Source organism: Carboxylicivirga sp., assembly GCF_982718395.1.
This window is the reverse complement of record NZ_CEXQWX010000051.1, coordinates 16,005-36,829: the sequence shown is the minus strand read 5'-3', so window position 1 is coordinate 36,829 and position 20,825 is coordinate 16,005. Positions and strand designations below refer to the sequence as shown.

The following is a 20,825-nucleotide window of genomic DNA, read 5'->3' as shown; positions in this document are numbered from 1 at the left end:
GCCGTCAGCGCTATTGGGGTGAGCCATTCCCTGTGTATTACAAGGATAATATGCCACACATGCTCGATGAGTCGAAGTTACCGTTAGAGTTACCAGAGATTGATAAATACTTGCCAACCGAACAAGGTGAGCCACCATTGGGTCGTGCCAAAGGTTGGGAAACAGAAGAAGGTTATCCGTTGGAATTAAATACCATGCCAGGTTTTGCCGGATCATCGGCCTACTACCTGCGCTACATGGACCCTAAAAATGATAAGGCATTAGTTGGTAAAGAAGCCAACGAATACTGGCAGGATGTTGACTTGTATATTGGAGGTACTGAGCATGCGACTGGTCACCTGATCTATTCACGTTTCTGGAACAAATTCTTGTTCGATATTGGTGAAGTCATTAAAGATGAACCATACAAGAAGCTGATTAACCAGGGAATGATCCAGGGTCGTTCAAATTTCGTATATCGTAAAAAAGGAACCAACACATTCGTTTCATACAACCTTCGCAAAGAACATGATGTACAAGCAATTCATGTCGATGTAAACATTGTTCGAAACGATGAATTGGATTTGGAGGCCTTCAAAAAATGGAGTCCTGATTATGCGGATGCTGAATTCATTTTGGAAAATGGCAAATACATCTGTGGCTGGGCAGTTGAGAAAATGTCCAAATCGATGTACAATGTTGTCAACCCGGATACCATCATTGCTGATTACGGAGCAGATACATTACGTCTATACGAAATGTTCTTAGGACCATTGGAGCAATCGAAGCCTTGGGATACAAACGGAATTGACGGAGTTCATAAGTTCTTACGTAAGACATGGCGCTTATTCTATAAAGACGATAAGTTTAATGTTAGCGATGAGAAAGCCACACCTGATGAATTAAAAGTGCTTCACCGTACCATCAAGAAGATTACTGAAGATGTTGAGCGCTTCTCATTCAATACCTGTGTGAGTGCCTTCATGATTTGTGTGAATGAGTTGAACGACTTGAAATGCAACAAACGTGAAATTCTGGAACCTTTAATGGCATTGTTAGCACCATTTGCACCACATATGTGCGAAGAGCTATGGCATGCTTTGGGTAATACAACAACAGTTTGTGATGCAAAATGGCCTGAGTTAAACGAAAGCTACTTGGTTGAATCATCAGTGACTTACCCGGTTTCATTCAATGGTAAGATGCGTTTCAAAATCGACTTGCCGGCTGATATGAACAATGCCGATATTGAAAAGTCGGTGATGGAACACCAATCTGCTGCTAAATGGTTAGATGGAAAAACGGTTCGTAAAGTCATCATCGTACCTAAGAAGATTATTAATATCGTAGTGGGCTAGATAAGTTACTGACAAAGTAATTGACCTTTCCCCCTTGGAGAAAGGGGTGGTTTTGAAAGTTACTATTATATAATAGAATTCAGGGGGATTGAATTCCACCTAAGGGATTAAAGCCTGACCTTATTAATAAAGTCGGGCTTTTTTTAAGCAATTCACAGCTACTCATCGGATGAATATGTGCAATATGATAATATTCATCCGATGAGTACAAGCTTTTCAAGCTAAAGGCTTACTGCAAAAAAACTTATTAATTCATGCAAAACAAAACCTCCATTTTAAAAGAACTCCGCAGCTATATAATGCTCACAATCGGTTTGGCAATCGGCACTTTAGGCTGGACAGCCTTTCTGATTCCTGCTAAAATTGTTGGCGGTGGACTAACCGGTATTGCAACAATCATTTACTTTATAGCCGGTTGGGACGTTGGTTTGACATCCCTAATCATCAATATTGGTTTAATTCTTTTAGCTATGCGCGTTTTAGGTGCTTCCTTTGGTATAAAAACCATTTACTGCGTATTAGTTTTCTCAGGATTGCTATCCATATTAAGACCAATGTTCGTTGAGCCGGTCGTATCCGAAGTGATGATGAATGCCATTATTGGTGGTATTCTTGGTGGTTTGGGTGCAGGTATTGTCTTTGTAAATGGTGGTAGCACCGGTGGAATCGACATTATTGCCATGATCATCAATAAGTATAAGAATGTCAGTTTGGGACGCTTGCTATTAGGAATGGATGCTATAATTATATCATCCTCATTCTTTTTGGTTCAATCATCTTCCATTGAAATGGTGGTTTATGGATTTATGACCATGGCCATCCTGGCATATACTGTAGATATGGTGATTTCAGGTAATAAACAAACGGTACAATTCTTTATTATTTCTAAAAAGCCTGAAGAGTTACGTAAGTCGGTCATCTTTGAAGCTGAACGCGGACTAACCATACTACACGGCAAAGGAGGTTATTCAGGTGAAGACCGACAAGTATTAATGGTCATTGCCCGCAAGAACGAAACCCAGGAAATTTTTAAAGTGGTTAAACAAATTGATCCCGATGCATTTATTACAGTTGGCACAGTAATGGGCGTATATGGTCTCGGGTTTGATAAAATAAAAATCTAATTTTGAAGTTATCTTGTTGTAACATTAACCCGTCTGTTGTTAATTTGCAAGCATTACAAAACAAAGTCAGATGTCCAAAAAGAAACTTTTCATCACTATTGCAATTGCACTGCTCTTAATTCCTATCGTATATTTCGCTGTTCACAGATATAATCACCCGGTTTCTGTCGTTACAGAAGAAACCCTGGATTCATTAGAAATAATAGAAATACCTGAACCGGAACGGTTGTATGGTTTGCCGGTTGATTCATTTCAAATAGAAGAAAATACCGTTAAGCGGAATCAGTTTCTGGCAGACATCTTTCTAAAAGCAGGTGTCGACTACCCTACTATTAATACCATTGTTGAAAGAACAAAACCTGTTTTCGATGTTCGAAAAATTAAAGTAGGCAATCGCTATACCTTATTTTATAGTAACGATACCCTGAAGCAATTGAATCATTTTGTTTATGCCATTGACAACACTGATTACATGGTAGTGTCGTTATCTGATTCAATATATGCTTATCGCGATGTAAAAGAAACACGCAGCGAGCCCAAAACAGCAACGGGTGTTATTAACTCATCTCTTTGGGTAACAATGCAGGAGAATGATATTAACCCGCTCTTGGCAATCGAACTATCAGAGATATTTGCCTGGACAGTTGACTTTTTTGGTATTGAGAAAGGAGATAATTTCAAAGTGTACTACGATGAGCTATATGTTGATAGTGTCAGTATTGGCATCGGGCAAATACATTCGGCAGTCTTTCATCATCGCGGACGTGATTATTATGCCTTCAATTATGAAGAAGATAGTGTTGCTCACTTCTTTGATGAAGAGGGCCAGAGCCTACGTAAGGCCTTTTTAAAAGCACCTTTAAAGTTTTCTCGTATCAGCAGTCGCTTCTCACATAGTCGCTTACATCCGGTGTTAAAGATACGTCGCCCCCATCACGGTATTGATTATGCAGCGCCTACCGGAACTCCTGTTTATGCATTGGGTGATGGACGAGTAATTGCCCGTGCTTATCAAAAACGCGGTGGAGGTAATTATATTAAGATAAAGCACAATAGTGTTTATACCACGGTATATATGCATCTTCATGGTTTTGCCAAAGGAATATCTAAAGGAACACATGTTCGTCAGGGGCAACTAATTGGTTATGTAGGTTCTACCGGGCTGTCAACCGGCCCTCACCTCGACTTCCGTGTATACAAAAATGGCAAACCTGTTGATCCGTTGAAAATTGACGCGCCTCCCGTCAATCCGGTTAAGGAAGAAAATATGCCGTCATTCAAAATGTTTATTGAACCATTAAAACATCAATTAGATTCATTGCAATTGCCGGTTGCCGAATAATCTGAGAGAAATACAAAATAAAAAGGAGCCTTTTGAGCTCCTTTTTTGTTGAATTAAGGATCGTATCTTTAATTACAGCTTGTACATAAAGATACGATCCTTAATTTTTTAAATGATTTTATGAACTTAAAAGTTCGTTAATAACCTGTGGAAAGTGTTCATATTCCAAGGCATGCACCTTAGATGCTACATCATCAGGTGTATCATTTAGCTGAACCACACACTTTTCCTGCCTGATAATGTTTCCTTCGTCGTATTTCTCATTAACAAAATGAATCGTTATACCTGATTCCTTTTCTTTATTTGCTACTACAGCTTCGTGAACACGCGAACCATACATGCCTTTACCTCCATATTTTGGCAATAATGCAGGGTGAATATTAATAATCTTATTTGGAAATGCTTCTACATACTCAGATGGCACCAGCCATAAAAATCCGGCAAGAACAATCAGGTCGGGCTGTATCGACTTTAAATCATCTAAAACAGACAAGTTTTCCCGGAACTCTTTTCGACTGAATATACCACAAGGAATGTTCAAATCCTCGCAACGCTCAATAACATAGGCATTTGGATTATTGGTATATACCTTTGTTATTTCGACTTCTTCACTTTTTTTAAAATATTTAACAATGTTTTCAACATTTGATCCGGATCCGGAAGCAAACAGAACTATCTTTTTCATTCTCTTATAATTGCGTGTTTAAAAAATAGCAAAAATCAGTGGTAAAAATAGGCAAAAACGTCCACGAAATGTTATTTTCTTTACACGAAGTTTGAATTATTATCCACAAATGTATTTCTTTGCAAAGTTGTTTAAGAACATTTTATTAGTATTAATTTTAAAAAAACTTAGAGCTATGTCAGACGTTGCATCAAGAGTAAAAGCAATTATCGTAGACAAGTTGGGAGTTGACGAGACTGAAGTTACACCAGAAGCTAGCTTCACAAACGACTTAGGAGCTGACTCACTTGACACTGTTGAATTAATTATGGAATTCGAAAAAGAATTCAACATTGCTATTCCAGACGATCAGGCTGAGAACATCGGTACAGTAGGTGATGCTATTGCTTACATTGAAGAAAACGCAAAGTAAGAAAGAGTAGGATACGTTAAAAGTAGTTATGGAGTTAAAAAGAGTAGTTGTTACGGGGCTGGGAGCCATTACCCCACTAGGCAAGACTGTTGATGAAACATGGACGAGCTTGGTAAATGGAGTAAGTGGTGCTGCACCTATTACTCAATTTGACGCCTCCAAATTCAAAACGCAGTTCGCGTGTGAGGTAAAAGACTATGATCCAAAAGAGTATTTTGATCGTAAAGAAGTGCGTAAGCTCGATCTTTACGCTCAATATGCTATTATTGCTGCCGATCAGGCTATTGGTGATGCAAAGCTTGACGCAGAAGACATTGACAACAACGACGTTGGTGTTATCTGGGGAGCAGGAATTGGTGGGATCAAGACTTTCCTTGATGAAATCACAGGTTTTGCTAATGGGGACGGAACACCGCGTTTGAGTCCTTTCTTTATTCCGAAAATGATTGCCGACATTGCACCCGGACATATTTCTATGAAGTATGGTTTCCGTGGTCCAAACTTCGGTACTGTTTCGGCTTGTGCCTCATCAACCAACGCAATCGGTGATGCTTATAACTTAATACGTTTAGGTAAAGCCAATGCTTTTGTAACAGGAGGTTCAGAAGCTGCTATTAATGAAGCCGGTGTTGGCGGATTTAATGCAATGCAAGCTTTGTCGACCCGTAATGACGATCCCAAAACTGCATCTCGTCCTTTCGATAAGGAGCGTGATGGTTTCGTGATGGGTGAAGGTGGTGCTTCCATTATTCTTGAAGAATATGAGCACGCCAAAGCTCGTGGTGCCAAAATCTACTGTGAGATAGTAGGTGCTGGTATGACAGCTGACGCACATCACTTGACTGCCCCACATCCTGAAGGACTGGGAGCAAAAAGGGTTATGGAAAATGCCTTGAAGGATAATAATACTAATCCATCTGAAGTAGATTATATCAATGTACACGGTACTTCTACTCCACTTGGTGATATTGCTGAAACCAAAGCAATTAAAGAAGTATTTGGAGAGCATGCCTATAAGTTGAACATCAGTTCAACAAAATCCATGACCGGACACTTGCTTGGAGCTGCCGGGGCTGTTGAGTCCATGGCTTGTATCCTGGCCATTAAGAATGGTATTGTGCCTCCTACCATTAACCACTTTGTAGACGATCCGGAATTAGACAGCGAGTTGAATTTTACATTCGATAAAGCGCAGGAACGTACTGTTAAAGTGGCTGTATCCAATACATTTGGATTTGGTGGACACAATGCATCTGTGGTATTTAAAGCATTGTAAAAAGCTGTGATTAAACCGCTTTTGCACATTATAAAACTTTTCTCTCCTCGGAGGGAAAAGTTTTATGGTTTTATACAAAATATAATTGGTTTCAAGCCCGGCAATATTGATATTTACCGGCTGGCATTTATCCACAAATCAGCCATGATAAAAGGCCCGGACAAACGTTTTATCAACAATGAACGCCTGGAGTATCTTGGCGATGCCATGCTGGGTGCTATTGTAGCTGATGAGTTATATAAACGATTTCCGAGTAAGAACGAGGGCTTTCTGACTAAGACCCGTTCCAGGATTGTCAATCGTTCACTACTCAATGAAATTGCCTTAAAGATGGAATTGGGTGAATGGGTGAATGCTCAATCAAAAATAGATATTGCACAAACCAGTATTTTAGGAGATGCTCTGGAAGCTTTAATCGGAGCAATATATGTAGATAAGGGTTACCAAACCTGCGAAAACTTTGTGTCTCAAAAGATCATTAAGCAATATGTAGATCTAAAGTTGGTTGCCAAAAAAGATACTAACTACAAGTCTTTATTAATCGAATGGGGACAGAAATATAAAAAGAATGTACATTTCATCACCGAGGAACAACATATCTCAGGGAGTGTTGCAGCAACATTTATTGCTAACGCTGCTATAGATGGTGAAAAAATTGGTGAAGGAGAAGGTTTCTCAAAGAAAGAAGCACAACAAAATGCTGCCAAAAATGCCCTTAAAGAACTTCGCAGAAGGGATGTAAATTAGAGGTTTGACTCTAAAACCGAGTTAATTAATGTTAATTGGCAGGGATAATCCTTTTAGCCTGCTATTTTTGTTTTTATGAGTAAGAAATTCATTCTTGGGCTTACAATTATCATGGCAATAGCATTGGTAGGTATCACATACATACAGGCCATGTGGATATTAAATGCTGCAAAGATTGAAGAGGAGCAGTTTGATAAATCAGTTAAACAAGCACTTAATAAAGTAGCGGAACGGCTTGAAAAAGATGAGGATTTCAAATTAGCCAGAATCACTCAATTTTCAACATCCAGCAGCAAGGTTCCGGCTAATCTTCGAAATGAGAATAAGTACTTTAAGGGTAAAGAAAAGGAAGACTCTACTAAAAATCAGGAAAATTACAGTATTGAGTTTAACTATAATGCAACCGCAGGAGTTTATAGTTTGTCGCAATATTTTCAAGATTCACTGGTAACAACATTTCAAGGCAGAACCCAACTGAACATTCCAGGAAGAACAGATCCTTTTACTGGTGCGATGAATGCCATACAAGAAGATTTTCGCCGCCGTCAAGTCAAGAAACAGCAGGCTCAGGTAAAATCATTACTGCAGGATGAGCCTATTGAGAACCGAATTGATATATTACGATTAGAGCAATATATTTTTGAAAACCTTGAAAAGAAAGGGATTCTCTCCCCATATGAGTTTGCCATAATCAATTCAAAAGGTCAAAAAGTGTATTATACTAAAAAGTATAATGATGAGAATGATGAAGAAATCTATCCTCAACTACTTTTTCCAAACGATTACCATGTACAGGCCAACTACCTGAAAGTGCACTTTATTGAGAAACCCAACCCGATATTAGAATCTATGGGTTTGGTGATACCGTCAGCATTGTTTACACTTATTGTAATATTACTATCCATTGTTACCATTGTTATTATTGTCAGACAAAAGCGATTGGATCAAATCAAAAATGACTTTATTAACAACATGACGCATGAGTTTAAAACACCTATTTCGACCATCTCATTAGCCTCGCAAATGCTGAAAGACGGATCTGTTGCCAAAACTCCCAAAACATTACAACATATATCAGGCGTTATACAGGATGAAAGTAAACGATTAAGTTTTCAGGTTGAGAAAGTGTTGCAGATGGCCATTTTTGAAAAAGGAAAATCCGGTCTTAAGCTAAAAAAACTGGATGTGAATGACCTGATTCATCATGTTACTAATAACTTCAGGCTAAAGGTTGAAAACCAACAAGGAAAAATAATTGAACGATTAGAAGCGAAAAACAGTATTATTACCGTAGACGAAGTGCATTTTACAAATGTAATTTATAACTTGCTTGACAATGCTGTTAAATACAGGAAGGGGGCTCCTGTTCTTTACGTCAAGACATGGAATAAGAACAATGGAATAGTCATTTCTGTTAAAGATAATGGCATGGGGATATCAAAGGATAACCTGAAACGAATATTTGAAAAGTTTTATCGCGTTCCCACAGGTAACGTTCATAATGTAAAAGGCTTTGGTTTGGGGCTGGCTTACGTTAAGAAAATCATAGACGATCATGGTGGTCAGATATCTGTTGAGAGCGAAATAGAAGTTGGCACAAAATTTGACATTTTCCTACCTCTAAAAAATAATAAAGAATGGAAAAAGAATATAAAATCCTCTTAACAGAAGATGACGAAAATCTGGGTATGCTATTACGTGAATACCTGGAAGCAAAAGGTCTAAAAACTGATTTACTGCCAGACGGCGAAGAAGGCTATAAAGCTTTTATGGCTAACAAATACGATATCTGTATTCTTGATGTGATGATGCCCAAAAAAGATGGTTTCTCACTGGCCAAGGATATCAGAATGGTAAACACTGAAGTGCCAATTATCTTTTTAACAGCTAAATCGCTTAAAGAAGATATTTTTGAAGGCTTTAAAATTGGTGCTGACGATTACCTGACAAAGCCATTCAGCATGGAAGAACTATTATTCCGCATTGAGGCTATTTTACGTCGCACCAAAGGTGGTAATGCCGCTCAGGAATTCTATCAGTTAGGCAAATTCAAGTTTGACACACAAAAGCAGCAGCTGATTGATGGCGATAATATGATTAAATTAACGACCAAAGAATCGGAGTTATTGAAGTTGCTTTGTACCAATGCTAACAAGGTTCTGGAGCGTAACTTTGCTTTGAAAACTATTTGGGTAGATGATAATTATTTTAATGCCCGAAGCATGGATGTATATATTACCAAACTTCGTAAGCACCTTAAAGATGAGCCAAGCGTTGAGATAATCAACGTACATGGTAAAGGGTACAAATTGGTGATGTAATTTATTTATTCAATAATATATAGAACCGTTTAACTATTGTTAAACGGTTTTTTTGTATATACTTTTCTTAATTTTAAAGCAAAGTGATATAAGATGGATCAATTCAGGACTGAGATACAAGTAGAAGAGGCTAAGCAGAAAATACACTACCATTCCCGTTTGTTATTTATGGGAAGTTGCTTTGCTTCTAATATTGGTTCCTTTTTTAGCGAGCACTCATTAAATTGTATGGTTAATCCATTTGGCGTTTTATACAATCCCTTTTCTATAGCCAACTCCTTAGATAGAATAATTGAGCAAATGCCTTTTTCTGATGACGACGTGTTATGTTCTAACAATCTGTATCATACTTTTTATCATCATAGCCAGTTTAATGGACTGGATAAGGATGAATTTTTGGAACAAATTAATTCATCGCTAAAAAAGTGCACAGATTTTCTGAAGAAAACCGATGTGATGATTATTACATTCGGAACTGCCTGGGTTTATCAACACAATGAACGAGGAATTATCGTTTCCAATTGTCACAAATATCCATCTAAGGATTTTGCACGTTACCGTCTTAATATTGATGAAATTGTTGAACGATATCATGTGCTTTTGCATAATATTGCAACTATAAATCCCAACATCCGATTTATTTTTACAGTAAGTCCGGTACGACACTGGAAAGATGGAGCTCACGGTAATCAGTTGAGCAAATCCACCTTACTTTTGGCTGTTAACCAGTTGATAAAAAATAACGACAGATGCCACTATTTTCCAGCCTATGAATTGCTATTGGATGATTTACGGGATTACCGTTTCTTTTCTGACGACATGTTACATCCATCGGACAAAGCGATTGAGTATATTCGTCAGAAGTTTATTTCATCGCAATTTGATACTGAAGCTAAAAATGTGATTGAACAACTAATAAAACTAAGAAGAGCTTCTTTACATCGCCCATTTAATCCTGAAACTGAGGCACACCAATCGTTCATTCAAAAACACATTAATAAAGTTGATAATTTCCAAAAGCAATTTCCCAAGTTGGATCTATCTCCATTAAAACGCTTTTTCACCAATCAGCTAAAATAAAAAAAGCGACCGTTGGTCGCTTTATATCTTTTGTTGAAGAGTTATTATCCAATCACTTCCTGGTATTGTTCAGCGGATAATAAATCATCTAATTCAGCAGTATCCGCAATTTGTACTTTAATCATCCAACCACCTTTAAATGGCTCTTTGTTTACCAAATCCGGCTGATCTTCCAAATTAGGATTCACCTCAATTACTTTACCGGAAATAGGCATGTATAAGTCAGATACAGTTTTTACTGCCTCAATTGTTCCAAAAACTTCTTCCTTATCCAATTCTTCATCTTCCGTTTCAATTTCAACGAAAACGATATCGCCCAACTCTCCTTGAGCAAATTCGGTAATACCAATGGTAGCAACATCACCATCAATTAGAACCCATTCATGGTCCTTTGTATACTTTAAATTTTCAGGTACATTCATGATTGAACGATTTATTTTATTTACGATGATTCAAATGTAAAGAATTTCTTAAAATAATTCTATGCAGCGTAAAGATCATCAAAAATTCAGATCTTTATCAAACCTCACTATTGCCCTACATTTCAAATACATAGACACAACAACACATACAAAACCCTAATAAAAATCATAAATAAAAATGCGAACAACAGGATACTTCCGGTTGTTGAGGCGGTAATAAGCTCATTTTACTGGGCCAACGAGAATCGGAAACTAACTCCGAAATTAGAATTGGTAATCGGATATGACAGTGATACGTATGGTTGATTTATGTTAGTGTCGTAAAACAACTGCATATTAAAGCGATCACTCAATGCATAGTCAGCCGTAAATTTAACCTTGGTAATCTTTTGCCCGGCTGTTAACTGATTATACTCCTCCTGAATTTTCCGAATAAAACTAATGTTGTCAACAATTGAGAAGTCAGCGCGAATGTTCAGATCATTACTTAATGACTTCTGGTTGCCCCCTTTTCCAAATATCAGATTCATCTTATCAAAACGATACCCCACCCCAATAACAATCTCATCGTTATAGTTTTCAATAATCTGATTATTACCCATGCTTAAGCTTAATGTCCTTGCCTTCTTAATCTCAGCCCGCGTTGTTATCGCATTGGTCCAGGTAACATTAACTCCAATCAATGGATTAAATTGCTCCGATATGGTAATTGCATTAATATCAAACTCTGTTATCAGACCATTGGCCTCAGGTGGCGTTCGTGATATATATGCTCCCATATTATAGGTTGAGCGATAGGCATGCGTCAAGTCAAACGATTTAACTACCTTTTTCAAAGCCTTAATACGTGATAAACCATCATACGTTAGTCGCCAATTTGGCTGAATTTTTGATAGGCCCGGGAACTGTTCGGTGAAAATTGAATTAGCACTTTTCCCTGAATAAGCAGCCAGGAATGCCGGGATCATCACTTCCTGACTATTGTTATCGTATTCACCTCCCAGACGATCGGCAATGATAGCCCTGTTTTCTTTGAACTGTTCAAATGTTTCTGAGTACAAAGCACCTGTGCGTTCTGGCTTGTCAAATGCTGTCTTAAAGGCATTGAAACTCATTGAGAATCGTCCATTGGCGGTCCGCCCAGTCGCCACTGAAGTTCCTCCTATATAATATTCGTTAATGTTACGCTCATAGCTTCGATCGGCGTTAATATCTATACGAAGTCCACGAATTGGTTCAAGGGTGAATTTTATCGAGAAGTCATTCCCATGCGTCATCACATAAGGATTAACCATTGTTGTGTCATCCGTTAACCAACCATTGTTCGCAGCATCAATAGCAAAATCCCGATTCTGCCATCCTAAAATAAACGGAACACCGGGCGCAGTAAATCCTCCTGAAGTTCCCATAAATCCAGAAGATGGCTCATAACCAGGCAAAATTGTTCCGTTCTGCTCTGAATATGAAACACTGGTATTTTTAACAGATGTCATTAACAACGCTGTGTAATCAATTATCTTTTGAATCGGAGAATTACTCTCAGTAACAGTTCCCGTTACCATAACGCGAGCATTCTCAACTGATTTCTCAGGAGTAAATTCAACTTTATTTTTTCCCAATGGATCAGTTTTACCACGCACTGGTTTACCCGTTGCATCAAAAACCCGAACTGATATTTCGCTTGTTTTAAGCTTGTGGTTAATCACCATTGAAGTATCTTTCTTCAGCTTGACGTTTGCTTTGTTAAAACGTACCGTGCGTTTACCATCCTTACTTCCACTTGACCTTCTGCTACGCGATGAACGATACTTCTTATCTATTTCATTTAAGTAGGATACTTTTTTATATAAGGTGGTTAAATTCAATTGTGCATTTCCCTGGATAACATTTGAATTCCGGATAGTATTACCCCAGTCAGGTGCATCCGTATCTGTATCCAGTAAGGGCTGTGCTTGCCATTGATACATCCCTCTATATTGAACATTAGCCGACGTAAAGTCGAGAAGTGGAAACTTGTTGATTGGTATGGTATAGCTTACATCAAAATTATGCTGATACGAGGTGGTTCGCCCCATACTTTGAATGTTACGCCAAACTTCATCGCGCCACTCATAATACGCATCTCTGTCGTAATCTTTATTAACTGCTCCTTCCGGTTCATCAATACGAGCATTAGTAATGGCTTTGAAATTTAGTTTCAATGACTTGGTCAGGTTATAACGCATATCAAAAAAGCGATTCCAGTTAAAATCCTTTGAAACGGTCAGGTCTGGACTGATTGGAGACCCTGTATTATTACGGAGCTGTATTTCACGATACTGACGATCAAATTCCCATCGATACGATATTTGATTTGGAAGGTAATAGAAATTAAAATCACGAACCAAAGCTAATGAATTACTCTTGATAGCCTTTTTAAACGGCTCAACCGCTTTGGGACGTGCATTATAATTATAGGCCAATATACCCCGGTAGCTTTTATCGGTAGAATGATCAGTTTCCACATCGTGCCTTGATGTTTCATTATAAGAGTATGTGGCCGAAATATTAGACGGGCTGTAAAATTGTACCTTCTCCTTTTTAGGTATTAACTTAACGTTGGTAAAGTTGACACTCTTGCGTTTAATCACGTTTTGAGACATATTCCTGATCGAATCTCTTGCAGCTTCATTTTCAGCATTATCAAGAGCAACATCTAATGGAATATCCGGGTCGAGAGGATAATATTTTGGACTTGCTACAGACTTGGAATAACCTAAATAGAAAGGCACACTCAGCGCGGACTCCGGCCCCAACAACTTTCCTAATTCCATATTAGTAGCAATGTCGTATTGGAAAAAATCTTCCTGACTACGCTCCTGAACACTTTGGTCAATACTTCCCCAGCCTACCGTACTTTTTTTACCTGCAACTGACAAGTTACCCAAATCGGCCAGCTTAATGGTCATCCGTGCATTAGCAGCCCATCCACCTTCTTCATTAAAATCAGTTAATCGTAACTCATTCATCCAAACCTCAACTGATTTACTTTGAGAACCACGTGTGCGAACACCCATTGTTATCGTGCGGATATTACTTAAGTTTGGATTACCCTTAACCGACACAAAATTGGTAGGCTTTGATGGATCGGGCATTACATAGGGCTGATTAAAAGTTACAGTAGATCCTTCCACCCGCTTTTCATCATTCCGCCTTAATTTTACAGTTTGGAATAGATCAAGTGGAATATTCATCTCATTTTCTTCCGGCCAAACTGTGTAACGATCATCAATACTTTCGTTATTGTAATTACCTGGAGGGGTCAGCTTTAATGGAACCTCATATTCGTAGTAGTTGTCATTATAGTCGCTACCTACTCGTATAAACGCCATCATTTCATTATCCTGCAAGCCCAAATCATCAACATCCTCTGCATGAACGAACATCTTCATCCGTTGATACTGACGTATGTCGATACTAACATTCTTGTAAACGGCTCGCGCATCACCTCCACCCAAATCTTTTACCTTTAATAGTAACGACTGTTCGTTTAATTCACGTAATTGTGGGTTTGCCGGATCAATAACACGATCGATACCTGGAGGTAAAACATAGTTAACAGGATATTTTTCCGAATTCTCCTCAATATTTACAACCGATACCTCAAACGTTGTTGCAGCATCTTCAGCACCATCTTCATATAAAGATTCGTTGAACTTTCGCCAGTCACCTTTTATCAGATCCAATGTTGCCATTCGAAGAATGGTGGTATCCTTAAAGCCCTTTAAGAACATACGCATAAATCGAATGCTTCTAAAATCACTAATGGTACCAAAGGTTTCAGTTGGTTGCTCTACAGGTACACGGAATAAATACCAATTAGCCTTTACTCCATTAAAATCTTCCTCATCACTATTTCGAACATCAACAATGTAAGGATTTTGTTCGATGCTCATCGTTTCCTTCGAGATAGGAATTTCGTATTGATAATAGCTCTCGTTTTCACTTAAGGTATTATCATCATTGATATCTTCCATATCGGGGGTACGTTTCGCCGCCCGTTTGGTACCATCACCCTCATATTCAGAAGGCAATGAGTTGCCCTCCGGACTATTAAAATTCTTGTAACGATCAAGAATACTTGTTTCGTTTTCATCGTGTGCACCACCAAGAAAATAAAGGAAATCATCAGATGCAGGGTCGCTCATCAGGAAATCGTATGCTTCTTGTGATAAGTCACCTCCCATTTGATCAATTACATCAAGAAAGGCATAAGTACCCCTTCGGTAAAACCATTTCTCACGGTCAGAATTCATACCATTTAAACCAACATCTTGCGCCAGTCGTGTTGCCGGATCATTACTAAATCCTTTAACAAGATTTTGTCTTCGTGGCACATATCCCCATTGGGTAGAGTCCACATCAAAAGGTTCTCCCGGACCAGGTAAACCATTCTCAAACGATTTACGTGTATCTTTTAGGATATCCTCAGAAATATTACCCAGGTTAAAGTAGATGGTACCATCATTTTCATCCAGATCGCTGTCGTAAACATACGGGTCCATCATCCAGAATTCAATGTATTCAATATTGGCCGCTTCAAAATCAGGAACATTGACTTGTCGCATCATACCACCCCACCTTTCTTCAGGATTCTTCAGTGTACCATCCTGATTAATACCATGACCATATCCACCAGTTGTTGAACCATCTGTTCCAGCATCAAAGTTATATGGTCCTCGCTCATTAGGATAATAAGCAACGTTTAATACTGGCAAATTAGTAGGTTGTCCATACGGAGCTTCGCGATTGGGGAAAATCTCTTGCTCATACACTTCTCTTACAAAGTGATTCTTCAATTGTTCTTCATCAGCTTTAATATGACCAGGTGTTTGGGTACTTTTTCTAAAAAATAAAGGATCGATGGTATACCAGGCAAAACGCGCCCGGTTTACTCCATAAAATAAATTGTCAATTAAGCTTGCTTCACTAAACAGTTCTTCCTGTCCCTGCGGGGTACTGGCCAGTTGCCATGCTAACCAATGACTCATATCGTATGGTACTCGCGTACCCTCAAAATCATCTATATAGGAAGTTCCTGATTCATCAATTACATTGGGATGCCCCGGGATTAATTGCGCAAACTCTCCTTCAAAAGTAACACTCGACATTTCTTTTGTTTCAACCAGTGGTAGCTTATCGATTACCTCAGTAATACCCATCGATTCGGTGTAAAAGGAAGTATTCAATCCCCAGATTGTATTGGCAATTGGTTCATCACCAATGTTTACCTTTTGTGTTAAAGGTCTCTCTCTGAGGTGCATTAATGTACCACCAATATTAAAGTTCTCGTTAAACTGGTAGTCAAGGTGAGTACCCATCAGAGTTTTTGTTTGCAAGGCAAATAATGATTGGTTCTCTAACGAAACCTGTATAGGTGTGCCAGAAGACAGAAGTCCCTGATTGATAATGCGCACACGGCCTAAAGTATAGTCAACTGTGTAGTCCTGATTCTCAACTAATTTAATACCACCCGCCGTAACAATAACAGATCCCTGTGGAATATTCATGGCATTTAGTGAAATCTCAGATCCAGAACTGGATTTAAATCGCCCTTTTAACTTATACTTATTTTTCGAAGCATCTTGCTCGGCAAGTATTTGAGTTTTATCATAAAGTGATTGGAAAACATATTTATCAATCAAATCCTGATCTCCGAGTTTTTCTGCCAAATCACTTCCCAACGGTTCCAGTACAGGGAATATAATTCGTCCATTATCGGGACGAATAGTCAGGTTTTCCACGTAATCGAAGATTCCATCGGGTTGATAGTCATTATTCGAATTCAGGTTATCCAGATTCATCAATCGGATAAACAACTGCCCCATTACACCCTCGGGGCCTTCTGGCATATAATTAATATCGCCACCTGTGCTATCGTTGGTATAAGTTACATTCATGATGAAATCCTCCCGGTTTACCTGGTAGGCATTAATCGAGTAAATGTTTTTCATCATTAAGTCCCAGGTAGGACTTTCTTTTAATTCACCTCCAATATTAACATCATCAGGAGACAAGTTTGTTGGCTTTAATAACTTTAGGAAAAGTGTTTGATCCGCCTCATTTTGTGTATTTGAAAATTCACCTACCATATAGGTTTGTCCATTAAAGGTGTATTCATAGGCAATACACAATACTTCGTCGGCATTTAGAGAGGTATTTAATGAGACATAACCAAGCTTGGGCTGAATGGAGTATTCTGTATCAGATAACTTTCTGGCATTCTCAAGCTTTTCATACTCAACAACATTTTCAATCACGCCATTAAGCGTTTTAGTTACCTCATTTATATCCCGCACAGCACTATACTGCCCCTCACTCATCTCGAAGTATAAACTATTAGCCTCATTATCCGGATATGCCCTACCCGATGGATTCCATTGAGGATTAAGAATATGATTGGTCGTTTCTCCTATATCGACAAAACCTACAACATTTCGCGATTCACTAACATCACTTCGTGTATTGGTCACCCATACCTCAACTCTTGTAATATTAATAGGACTATTAACCAAAGGAAGACGTGCTAATGCATCATTATATCTTTCCCTGAAGAATTTACTTAAGAAAAAGTGACGGTTACGATCATATTGATCAGCATGTATCTCAAACTCCTGTGTTTCAGCACCACCTTCTATGTTCATTACAGATGTTTCACCTTTCTGTTGCGAAAAGATGCTGGTGACTGTCAGCTTACCAAACTGCATCTCGGTCTTAACACCGAAAAGACTTTGACTTCCGGTGATAAGTGTTCCTGGTAAAGGAAGTGTAACATTACCTGCTTCCACCTTTTTCAGGATATCATCTTCTCCACCTTCATATTCCAGATTCATCTGGTTTTCAAAATCAAAGGTGGCTTCCGTATTATAGTTTACACCTAACTTTAGTTTCTCACCAATACTTCCGCTCAGATTCATCTGTATTTTCTCCTGAAAATCGAAGGTCGTAGTTTTTCGGAGGCGCTCCTGCAATGTCGGATTATCAATTTTTGTATGTTGGATACCTACACGAAGCTCAGCCATTCCTTGCAAACGTACATTAATGGCATTACTACCAAAAATTCCTTCAAAGGCTTCCCCTCCAACATTTTTCCACATCTGGTTGAATACCGAATTTTGATCATACTGCTCTGATTCTTCCAGCTGTTTTTGTCGCCAATAAGATAAAACGGATTTTCTGGTGTCGTAATCAAGATAGTCTTCCAGTGGCATCGAATAAGGCAGGCGAACATCCATATTACCCACTTTACGATAAATGGTAACATTGCCTGTTTTATAATCGTACTCGGCTTTATAATCTAAATTAGTTGGATCATCTAAATCAACTCCACGATCTTCTTCCTCTTCCAATAACGGATTGCCACTGTTGTCAACAATGTTATATCGTAAATTGACCGGATCAGTCGATTTCAGAGTGTCAGGTTGCTGATATTCGAAATTGGTAATACCAGCCTCATTACCTTTAATAGGAGCTGTTCCACCAATAGCCAAAAGGCAGGTGAATATTGTAAAAACAATAATATTGTGTAGCGTTTTTCTCAAAGATGAAATGTAATGTGTTATTACATAATTTTCAGGGCTTGCTTAATGAGTTCTTCTACTTTAAGAGCAGGAGATTGCTTTAAAACTTTGTCAACTGCTTTTTGTGCACTCGCCTTGGCAAATCCCAGCATTACTAAAGCAGATAACGCTTCATCACGAATTGTATTGTCTTGCGTTGCGAATATTTTCTGATCAACCGGCTCTTTGCTCAATTTATCTTTCAGGTCTACAATTACTCGTTGTGCAGTTTTAGCCCCGATGCCTTTTACACCCTTAATTAAATTAACATTATCGGTCAGGATTGCTCCTTTCAATTCTTCTGAAGTAAGAGAAGAGAGCATCATTCGCGCGGTATTGGCACCAATACCCGAGACGGATATCAGGTGTCGGAATAAATCCCTTTCTGCAGGATCGGCAAAACCAAACAGTGCAAAAGCATCTTCACGTATATTTTCATGAATGAACAATTGTGCTTCCTGCTTTCCTTCCAGACGAGTAAATGTATTTAATGAAATATGAATAAGATAGCCGATGCCGTTAACATCAATAACAACATGGGCCGGGCTTGATTCGGCAACTTTGCCGCTTATGTAATCGTACATTTGAATTAGGTTAAAGTATAAAGATAGAAATAATTGATTAACGAATAATGATTAGTGATTAATGCTTGAAAAAGACAAGCTGAAGCATTATCACTAATATCTAACAATTAATCGTTTTTCTTTATGGGATTCCATCCTTGCGCTTGCAACTCGACCTCCTGATCTGCATTGGTTACAAGATATTTACCTTTGCTTTCTTCAGTTATATGGCCAATGATGTAAATATTAGCATCAGATACATCCTTGAACTTCTCATAATCCTTTTGACTAATTGTAAAAAGAAGTTCATAGTCTTCTCCACCATTGAGCGCTGTTACAACAGGATTAATACCCATCTCCTCGGCTAACATTGAAGTGGTGGGATCAATCGGTATTTTGTTTTCGTATAAGCGGCATCCGGTTTTCGATTGTGAACAAATATGAAGTAATTCACTTGAAAGCCCATCAGAAATATCAATCATTGAGGTTGGAACAACATCAATCTTACTAAGCAATTCCGTTACTTCCTTGCGAGCTTCGGGCTTAAGTTGCCGGCTTAATATATAGTCGTAGCCGCTAAGGTCAGGTTGTGTACCTGGGTTCTCAGCATAAACTTTCTTTTCCCGTTCTAGTAACTGAAGTCCCATATAAGCTGCTCCCAAATCACCCGAAACACAAATTAAATCATTAGGTTTAGCACCGCTTCTGTAGCAAAGTTTGTCTTTATCCCCTTCGCCAAGTGCGGTAACACTAATTGTTAATCCTGTTAGCGAAGAAGTTGTGTCACCTCCTACCAGGTCAACATTGTAAAAGTCACATGCGGCATAAATACCTTCATACAACTCGTCAAGAGCCTCGACCGACATCTTAGAGCTCAGACCAAGTGATACAGTTATCTGCTTAGGTATAGCATTCATAGCATAAACATCACTTACATTGACCACAACCGCCTTATAGCCTAAATGTTTTAAAGGCGTATAGGTTAAATCGAAATGAATGCCTTCTAAAAGTAAATCAGTCGTAACGATTGTCTTTTTCCCTTTATAATCCAATACTGCTGCATCATCACCAACTCCTTTGACAGTTGAAGAATGCTTTAATTTTATATTGTTCGTTAAATGGTGAATCAATCCGAATTCTCCTAACTGTCCCAACTCTGTTTTATTGACCTCGCTCATACTTCTTTTTTGTAAATAACATGCAAAAATACACATTGAATATGTGTGGCACAACGATTATAAATCATATTTATAACATGTTTTTAATTCTTTTTGATGTCTTTTAATAATTCGCCTTACACTATGGTATAAAGCTTGCAATATCAACGATGTAGATTTTTTCATAGATTTGGGTTTAGGTTATTGAAAAGCCGGCTTTGCTAACGAGTAAAGTCGGCTTTTCAGTTATTTATGTTTGAATAATTTTAACAACAATGCTAAAAAACTTTAAACTCTGATTTCATCCTTTTTTTGGCATGCATATTGAAATATCCCTATCGTAGATTTTTTTCATAGATTTTGGGTTTAGGTTATTGAAAAAACGGTTTTACCAACGGGTAAAGCCGTTTTTTATTTATTGTTGTATTATTTGTTTATCTGTACATTACACTTTTTCGATTAAGCAATTCCAGACAATAACTAAAATTAATTTGCACATGAACAATAAACTCTCTATATTTGCATCCGCAATTGAGAAAGATAACAAGCGTGTTATTAAGATATATTGCGGGGTGGAGCAGTTGGTAGCTCGTTGGGCTCATAACCCAAAGGTCGTCCGTTCGAGTCGGGCCCCCGCTACTATCAGTCGAAAGTCATCAAACTTTCGACTTTATTTTGAAAATATTGTTTACGCAATTAAAGATACATTGCGGGGTGGAGCAGTTGGTAGCTCGTTGGGCTCATAACCCAAAGGTCGTCCG

14 protein-coding genes and 1 tRNA gene are annotated in these 20,825 nt (G+C 38.3%); 10 read left to right on the top strand and 5 right to left on the bottom strand.

Features of this window, described 5'->3' with window-relative positions; genetic code table 11:
• The 3 genes from AC4MRQ_RS11435 to AC4MRQ_RS11425 form a co-directional block, all read left to right on the top strand.
• On the top strand, nucleotides 1–1,337 hold a 1,337-nt coding region (locus tag AC4MRQ_RS11435; protein WP_491197809.1), incomplete at its 5' end, for a class I tRNA ligase family protein.
• 254 nt (nucleotides 1,338–1,591) lie between these two features.
• Nucleotides 1,592–2,461, top strand: coding sequence for a YitT family protein (locus tag AC4MRQ_RS11430; RefSeq protein ID WP_491197808.1), 870 nt, complete (start codon nucleotides 1,592–1,594; stop codon nucleotides 2,459–2,461).
• Nucleotides 2,462–2,531: 70 nt separating this feature from the next.
• Complete coding sequence (locus tag AC4MRQ_RS11425; RefSeq protein WP_491197807.1) at nucleotides 2,532–3,803, top strand: peptidoglycan DD-metalloendopeptidase family protein; 1,272 nt, start codon at nucleotides 2,532–2,534, stop codon at nucleotides 3,801–3,803.
• A gap of 118 nt (nucleotides 3,804–3,921) precedes the next feature.
• On the opposite strand, the gene purN is transcribed toward AC4MRQ_RS11425, so the two are convergent.
• Complete coding sequence (gene purN, locus AC4MRQ_RS11420; protein WP_491197806.1) at nucleotides 3,922–4,488, bottom strand: phosphoribosylglycinamide formyltransferase; 567 nt, start codon at nucleotides 4,486–4,488, stop codon at nucleotides 3,922–3,924.
• A 175-nt stretch (nucleotides 4,489–4,663) separates the two neighbouring features.
• Between purN and AC4MRQ_RS11415 the strand changes: the two genes are divergently transcribed.
• The 6 genes from AC4MRQ_RS11415 (at nucleotide 4,664) to AC4MRQ_RS11390 (ending at nucleotide 10,324) form a co-directional block, all read left to right on the top strand.
• The gene (locus AC4MRQ_RS11415) at nucleotides 4,664–4,900 is read left to right on the top strand and encodes an acyl carrier protein (RefSeq protein ID WP_491197805.1); all 237 of its coding nucleotides are present in this window, start codon (nucleotides 4,664–4,666) and stop codon (nucleotides 4,898–4,900) included.
• Nucleotides 4,901–4,928: 28 nt separating this feature from the next.
• Nucleotides 4,929–6,176, top strand: a complete 1,248-nt coding sequence (gene fabF / locus AC4MRQ_RS11410; RefSeq protein ID WP_491197804.1) for a beta-ketoacyl-ACP synthase II — start codon at nucleotides 4,929–4,931, stop codon at nucleotides 6,174–6,176.
• A 6-nt stretch (nucleotides 6,177–6,182) separates the two neighbouring features.
• Nucleotides 6,183–6,923, top strand: a complete 741-nt coding sequence (gene rnc, locus AC4MRQ_RS11405; protein ID WP_491197803.1) for a ribonuclease III — start codon at nucleotides 6,183–6,185, stop codon at nucleotides 6,921–6,923.
• Between the two features lie 75 nt (nucleotides 6,924–6,998).
• Complete coding sequence (locus AC4MRQ_RS11400; protein WP_491197802.1) at nucleotides 6,999–8,588, top strand: sensor histidine kinase; 1,590 nt, start codon at nucleotides 6,999–7,001, stop codon at nucleotides 8,586–8,588.
• Complete coding sequence (gene rprY, locus AC4MRQ_RS11395) at nucleotides 8,561–9,244, top strand: response regulator transcription factor RprY (protein ID WP_491197801.1); 684 nt, start codon at nucleotides 8,561–8,563, stop codon at nucleotides 9,242–9,244. Before AC4MRQ_RS11400 ends, rprY begins: the two co-directional genes overlap by 28 nt.
• A gap of 93 nt (nucleotides 9,245–9,337) precedes the next feature.
• The gene (locus tag AC4MRQ_RS11390; protein ID WP_491197800.1) at nucleotides 9,338–10,324 is read left to right on the top strand and encodes a GSCFA domain-containing protein; all 987 of its coding nucleotides are present in this window, start codon (nucleotides 9,338–9,340) and stop codon (nucleotides 10,322–10,324) included.
• Between the two features lie 44 nt (nucleotides 10,325–10,368).
• Here the strand turns inward: AC4MRQ_RS11390 and gcvH are convergent, their stop codons facing one another.
• From gcvH to thiL, 4 genes are all read right to left on the bottom strand, one after another.
• Complete coding sequence (gcvH, locus tag AC4MRQ_RS11385; protein ID WP_491197799.1) at nucleotides 10,369–10,746, bottom strand: glycine cleavage system protein GcvH; 378 nt, start codon at nucleotides 10,744–10,746, stop codon at nucleotides 10,369–10,371.
• 227 nt (nucleotides 10,747–10,973) lie between these two features.
• Nucleotides 10,974–18,326, bottom strand: a complete 7,353-nt coding sequence (sov, locus tag AC4MRQ_RS11380; protein ID WP_491197798.1) for a T9SS outer membrane translocon Sov/SprA — start codon at nucleotides 18,324–18,326, stop codon at nucleotides 10,974–10,976.
• 20 nt (nucleotides 18,327–18,346) lie between these two features.
• Nucleotides 18,347–18,928 carry a Holliday junction branch migration protein RuvA gene (gene ruvA, locus AC4MRQ_RS11375; RefSeq protein WP_491197797.1) on the bottom strand — a complete coding sequence of 194 codons (582 nt, stop codon included), beginning with the start codon at nucleotides 18,926–18,928 and terminating at the stop codon, nucleotides 18,347–18,349.
• A gap of 107 nt (nucleotides 18,929–19,035) precedes the next feature.
• Nucleotides 19,036–20,085 carry a thiamine-phosphate kinase gene (gene thiL / locus AC4MRQ_RS11370; protein WP_491197796.1) on the bottom strand — a complete coding sequence of 350 codons (1,050 nt, stop codon included), beginning with the start codon at nucleotides 20,083–20,085 and terminating at the stop codon, nucleotides 19,036–19,038.
• Between the two features lie 545 nt (nucleotides 20,086–20,630).
• Between thiL and AC4MRQ_RS11365 the strand changes: the two genes are divergently transcribed.
• Nucleotides 20,631–20,703: transfer RNA gene (locus tag AC4MRQ_RS11365), tRNA-Met, on the top strand.
• Nucleotides 20,704–20,825: the final 122 nt, after the last annotated feature.